This is a genomic window from Vibrio sp. 10N.222.48.A3, assembly GCF_041475345.1.
Classification (GTDB): Bacteria; Pseudomonadota; Gammaproteobacteria; order Enterobacterales; family Vibrionaceae; genus Vibrio; species Vibrio tasmaniensis_A.
This window is the reverse complement of the sequence record NZ_JBFRVX010001036.1, coordinates 1-4,908: the sequence shown is the minus strand read 5'-3', so window position 1 is coordinate 4,908 and position 4,908 is coordinate 1. Positions and strand designations below refer to the sequence as shown.

The 4,908-nt window shown below is 44.0% G+C and carries 4 protein-coding genes and 1 pseudogene; 2 read left to right on the top strand and 3 right to left on the bottom strand.

Translation table 11 applies throughout. The features are described from left to right. From AB4653_RS23360 to AB4653_RS23350, 3 genes are all read right to left on the bottom strand, one after another. Nucleotides 1-1,717 (bottom strand): EAL domain-containing protein (locus tag AB4653_RS23360; RefSeq protein WP_372105436.1); only part of this gene is annotated, 1,717 nt, incomplete at its 3' end. A gap of 178 nt (nt 1,718-1,895) precedes the next feature. After that, entirely contained in the window at nt 1,896-3,095 is a 1,200-nt protein-coding gene (gene fabV / locus AB4653_RS23355; RefSeq protein WP_009845332.1) for an enoyl-ACP reductase FabV, read from the bottom strand. Between the two features lie 81 nt (nt 3,096-3,176). Next, complete coding sequence (locus AB4653_RS23350; protein ID WP_009845333.1) at nt 3,177-3,794, bottom strand: arylesterase; 618 nt, start codon at nt 3,792-3,794, stop codon at nt 3,177-3,179. Here AB4653_RS23350 and AB4653_RS23345 point away from each other — a divergent pair. Both AB4653_RS23345 and AB4653_RS23340 read left to right on the top strand, forming a co-directional pair. Then, complete coding sequence (locus AB4653_RS23345; RefSeq protein ID WP_009845334.1) at nt 3,793-4,467, top strand: ABC transporter ATP-binding protein; 675 nt, start codon at nt 3,793-3,795, stop codon at nt 4,465-4,467. The two genes, AB4653_RS23350 and AB4653_RS23345, sit on opposite strands and share 2 nt — an antisense overlap. A 1-nt stretch (nt 4,468) precedes the next feature. Continuing rightward, nucleotides 4,469-4,908 (top strand): annotated as a pseudogene (locus tag AB4653_RS23340) (ABC transporter permease); the annotation flags it as partial.

The window sequence follows — 4,908 nt, the reverse complement described above, 5'->3', positions numbered from 1 at the left end:
CTATGGACCGAACGATCTCTGAGTCTTCCTGTGAGTTGAGCATTTGGTCGATGAAGCTCTTATCAATTTTAATCGTATCGAATGGGAATTTCTTAAGGTAACTAAATGAGGCATAGCCCGTCCCAAAGTCGTCCAGTGACAATGTAACGCCAATGTTGTGTAACGATTCCAATGTATTTTTCGCGACGACTTCATCTGCAATGAGGCAACTTTCCGTGACTTCAAGTTCTAAGAAATGAGGTTCTAGGTGATAGGTTTCCAACAGGTGAATAATTTGGTCTGCGAAATCAACATTCTTTAATTGAATAGCAGATACGTTTACGGCTATTTTGAAATCTTCAACGTATTCGGACCACTCTTTCGCTTGCTCAATCGCGTTGCGCAGAGCAAAATTTCCTACTTCGAAAATTAACCCGTTTTGCTCGGCCATGTGTATTAAGGTTTCGTTAGATATGTCTCCCAGAACGGGGTGTCGCCAACGTAGTAGAGCCTCTGCACCAACCCAGCGATGAGTCAACGGGCATACTTTAGGCTGAAAATAGAGCATAAGGTCATCATTACGAACCGCTTGGAGTAAATAACCTTCAATCTTATTAATATGACTTTGTTCTTCAGCATGAGACTGAGAATAGTAAGCGAACTTCTGTCCGGAATCTTTACATGCCAACATCGCTTCTGAAGATTTTTGGATAATACTGTCAGCACCATCGTCGTGCTCAGTAATCGCAATCCCTATAAAGGCATGCAGATGAACTTTGTCACTACCAATGTCAAATTCTGAATGACCGACTTTTACCAATGTCTGGCATAGTTCTTCGATACGTTGGTGCAAATCTTTAACACTGAACGCCAACACAAGGTCAACCGAAGTAGGGCGCGCAGTTAATACCTCGACATCAGAGATACTGTCGATGCGTTGTCGGTATTCAACAAGCACTTGGTCTAACGCGTTGTAGCCATATCGAGCTTGAATGCGCCTGCCATTAGTAAATCCAATATGGATTACTGCGAGTGAGCCACCAGTAAACCTTTGTTGTGACAACAACTTCTGATCTAAGCGCGACTCAAAAGCACTTCGGTTCAAAAAACCCGTGCCGAGATCGTGATTTTTTTGGAAATTGATCTCTTGTTCTGCCGCTCTGCGCTTATCAATCTCTTGGTTTAATGAATAATTAAGACTCGCGAGGTCTTTTGTGCGAGTAGCAACTCGGCTTTTTAAGTCACGATTCATTTGAGTGAGCTTAGCGTGTTGAAACAAGGTTTTTAATTGAGATTCTATCGAGGTGCGAAAGCTTTCTAATAGCTTAATATAGGTAGGCGTGTAGTGATTTTCTTTCGAGTCCAAGATACAAATGGTGCCGAACAATTCGCCGTTAGGCCAACATAGCGGAATGCCACAATAAGAGATTAAGCCAAGCTTTGTGTCGGGGTTATTTTTCCAATCAACATCGGCAAGCGCATTGGGTACTAAAAGCTGCTGCTGAGACTCCATCACCGTTTCGCAGTAAAGCCCATTTCCTAATGTTTCAGAATCGCCTTTGTTATAAGGGTTATCCTGACTGTGGCTGGTAGAGAAAACTTCAATGTAGTTGGTATGAACACGCATGATAAGTGCAGCAGGCACTTGAGTGATTTGAGCTAAGAGGTCGACAATATTTTGCCAGCTGGAGGCCATATCGTCAGGGATATCTAAGTCTATCGTTTTTATCTTCTTCATATGACTCCGAGTCAATTATGCTAAATGCATCAACACATCCTGTGTTAATTAAGATGAACCAAATAAACTGTGAATATTACATTAACTAAGTATAAGAAATGTTGCACAAAAAAACCTCCGCAATTTTGCGGAGGTTTTCAAATGTGAATCTGGGTCTCAGTAATGAGATAAGTTTCGATTAAGGCTTTAACTTTATAAAATCATCAGTGTTAAGTTTCTCTTTATAGTCTACCGATGGTTGAGCAAAACCGTTCAACTGTAAAAACTCTTCTTTAAAACCTTGATAGTCACCGATTGATTGGAAGTTGTTTTCATCCATAGCTTCAAGTAGTTCAGTCACATGAGCTTGGGTTTCTGGGTCGAGTTCCCATTCATCCATCCGAATTAGGCGCTCGCCATCAAGTGGTACTTTGGTTTGTCCATACAGCTTACTGCTGAATAAGCGTTGCATTTGTTGGATACAACCTTCGTGGGTCTCTTTTTCTTTCATCACTCTATATAAAGCGAGCAGATAGGGGCTTAGCCCCGGAATGAACACACTCGCTTTGGTCACTAATGCTTTACACACGGTCGCGTAAGCATTACCACCAAAGTTTGCTAGTTCAAGGTTAAGTGCGTGACTGGTTTGATGAAGGTCTATTTTAGCGCGGCCCAAAGTACCGTCTAAGTAGATAGGGTGCGTGACTTCTGGACCAACGTAAGAAAAAGCAATGGTTTTGCAACCTGGGGCAATAGATTCAGCATTGATTAGCTCATCTATCCACTGTTCCCAATCTTCGCCGCCCATGACTTTGAGTGTGCTTTCGGCTTCTTCTTCCGTTGCAGCATCAAGTGTGTTGGTCACCCAGTTGTCGTGCTCTAGTGAGATAGTCGCACCAGTCACGCTTTCACCGATTGGCTTAATGGCAGAGCGCCAGAATTCTTCGGTATTTGGTTTGGGTCTTACGCCAGCAGCCAAGCTATAGATAATCAGATCCACTTCACCTTCGAAGTAGGTTTCGATGGCTTCGACAACTTGTGAACGTGTTTCTTGTGAAAATGCGTCGCCAACAATGTTGATAGCAGTGCGTTGCTCTCGTTCGGCTTCTTTCTTGAAATAGATGTTGTTGTACCAACCAGCGCTGCCTAGGGATTTCTCGTTAGGACCGCGCTCGAATGAGACGCCGATGGTGTCAGCTTTTGCACCGCCAAAGGTAAGGGCAATGCGAGCGGCAAGGCCAAAGCCAGAGGAAGCACCGATAATCAGTACTCGCTTAGGGCCATCTTTGATCTGCGGCGCACTCTTAACAAACTTGATTTGTTGCTTTACGGATTCTTGACAGCCTAGAGGGTGAGCGCTTTTGGCTACCACACCCTTGATAATAGGTTCGATCAGCATAAATAACCTTACAGTTAACGGTGATATGCACTCAGGCTAACGTAAAGCTGTGTAAAATTTATTGAGCTAGACCATTAAAACCTAAAGATACTGATATAATTCTTTGGCGACAAATTCAGCAATCCAAGGCTGAGCTTCTGGTTTTGGATGCAGTCCATCGTTCATCATCCACTCCGGTTTGAGGATGATATGCTCTAGGAAAAACGGCAAAAGTGGCACGTTTTGTTGATCAGCAAGCGCTGCAAAAACGTACTCAAACTGTTGGTTGTAACGCTTACCGTAATTCGGTGGGATTTTAATCTTCATCATAATAGGTTTCGCGCCCGCAGCTTTTATCTGCTTAATGATTTGATCAAGATTCGCAGACATCAGCTTAGGTGGGAATCCACGAAGACCATCATTCGCACCGAGTTCGATAAGAACAGTGTCTGGGGCGTGTTCTTCAAGCAATTGTGGTAAACGAGCTAAGCCATTGCCAGTTGTGTCACCAGAAATACTTCCGTTGACCACGGTTACCGTTTTGTCATGCTTTGCTAACGCGTCTGGTAACAGGCTTGGCCAACTCTGTTTGATGTCCATGTTATAACCAGCACTCAAGCTATCACCAAGCACCAGTAACTTAGAATCTAACTCGGTATCTTGAGCCAAAGAAGCGGTTGAAAATATAATTAAGAATAAAAAGGAAATTAGTCGAGTCATGCATACATCCATCATTAAAGCAGAAGCTGTTTCGAAGACAGTGTCTACTAATCAAGAACATTTAACAATCTTAGAGCATGTTGATATCGATATTCGTGAGGGTGAAACGGTTGCGATCGTCGGTACTTCAGGTGCGGGTAAATCCACGTTAATGACACTGCTTGCAGGACTCGATGTGCCAACTTCTGGCGAAATCAGTTTGTTAGGCCAACCTCTATCACAGCTTGATGACGAAGCGAGAGCCAAAATCCGCAGTGAATCCGTTGGGTTTGTTTTCCAAAGCTTCTTATTGATCCCAAGCCTTTCTGCCCTGCAAAACGTCACGCTGCCTTGTTTGTTGAAAGGTGAAGACGAAGACATCGAACGCGCGACGGCTTTGCTTGAATCAGTGGGCTTGAAAGACAGGCTTGATCACCTGCCGTCTCAACTGTCCGGTGGTGAACAACAAAGGGTAGCATTGGCTCGTGCGTTTATGATTAAGCCTAAAATTTTGTTCGCTGATGAACCAACGGGCAACCTAGACCAACAAACGGCAGCGAAAATCGTCGAGCTGTTGTTCGAACTTAATTCATCGCACGGTACAACGCTTGTTCTCGTCACGCATGACCCTAAGCTCGCACAGCGTTGCCAACGAACCTTGAAAATGCATGTCGGTCACATAGAGGAAGTGTAAATTGAATTCATCACACGGACTGAATAAACGACTGTTTTCATGGAGCATCGAAGAGATTCGACATGGTCAGCTATGGCCGGTATCCATCGCTCTAACGCTCATTATAGCTTGTGTGTTCGCGCTTTCAGCTTTAGCTGAGCGTATGGAACAAGTGATCGTAAAGCAGGGCAAAGATGCGTTAACCGCCGACAGTGTATTTGTATCGGCAAACCCAATCCCCCAACCTTTATTAGACCTGACTCAGGTTGAACAGTTAGAAAGCTCTCAGTTAACTCGCTTCTCAACCATGGCATTCAGTGATAACTCGATGCAGTTGGTTACTGTTAAAGCCGTAGAGAGCAATTACCCTTTACGCGGTGAAATGATACTGGAAGGCGCAGATAACGCGGCAAGCAATCATGTTGAACCGGGGGAATTGTGGCTTGATGAGCGTATATTTGC

Coding starts and splice junctions, on each gene's coding strand:
- fabV (WP_009845332.1), bottom strand. CDS start 3,095: ATGCTGATCGAACCTATTATCAAGGGTGTGGTAGCCAAAAGCGCTCAC.
- AB4653_RS23345 (WP_009845334.1), top strand. CDS start 3,793: ATGCATACATCCATCATTAAAGCAGAAGCTGTTTCGAAGACAGTGTCT.
- AB4653_RS23350 (WP_009845333.1), bottom strand. CDS start 3,794: ATGACTCGACTAATTTCCTTTTTATTCTTAATTATATTTTCAACCGCT.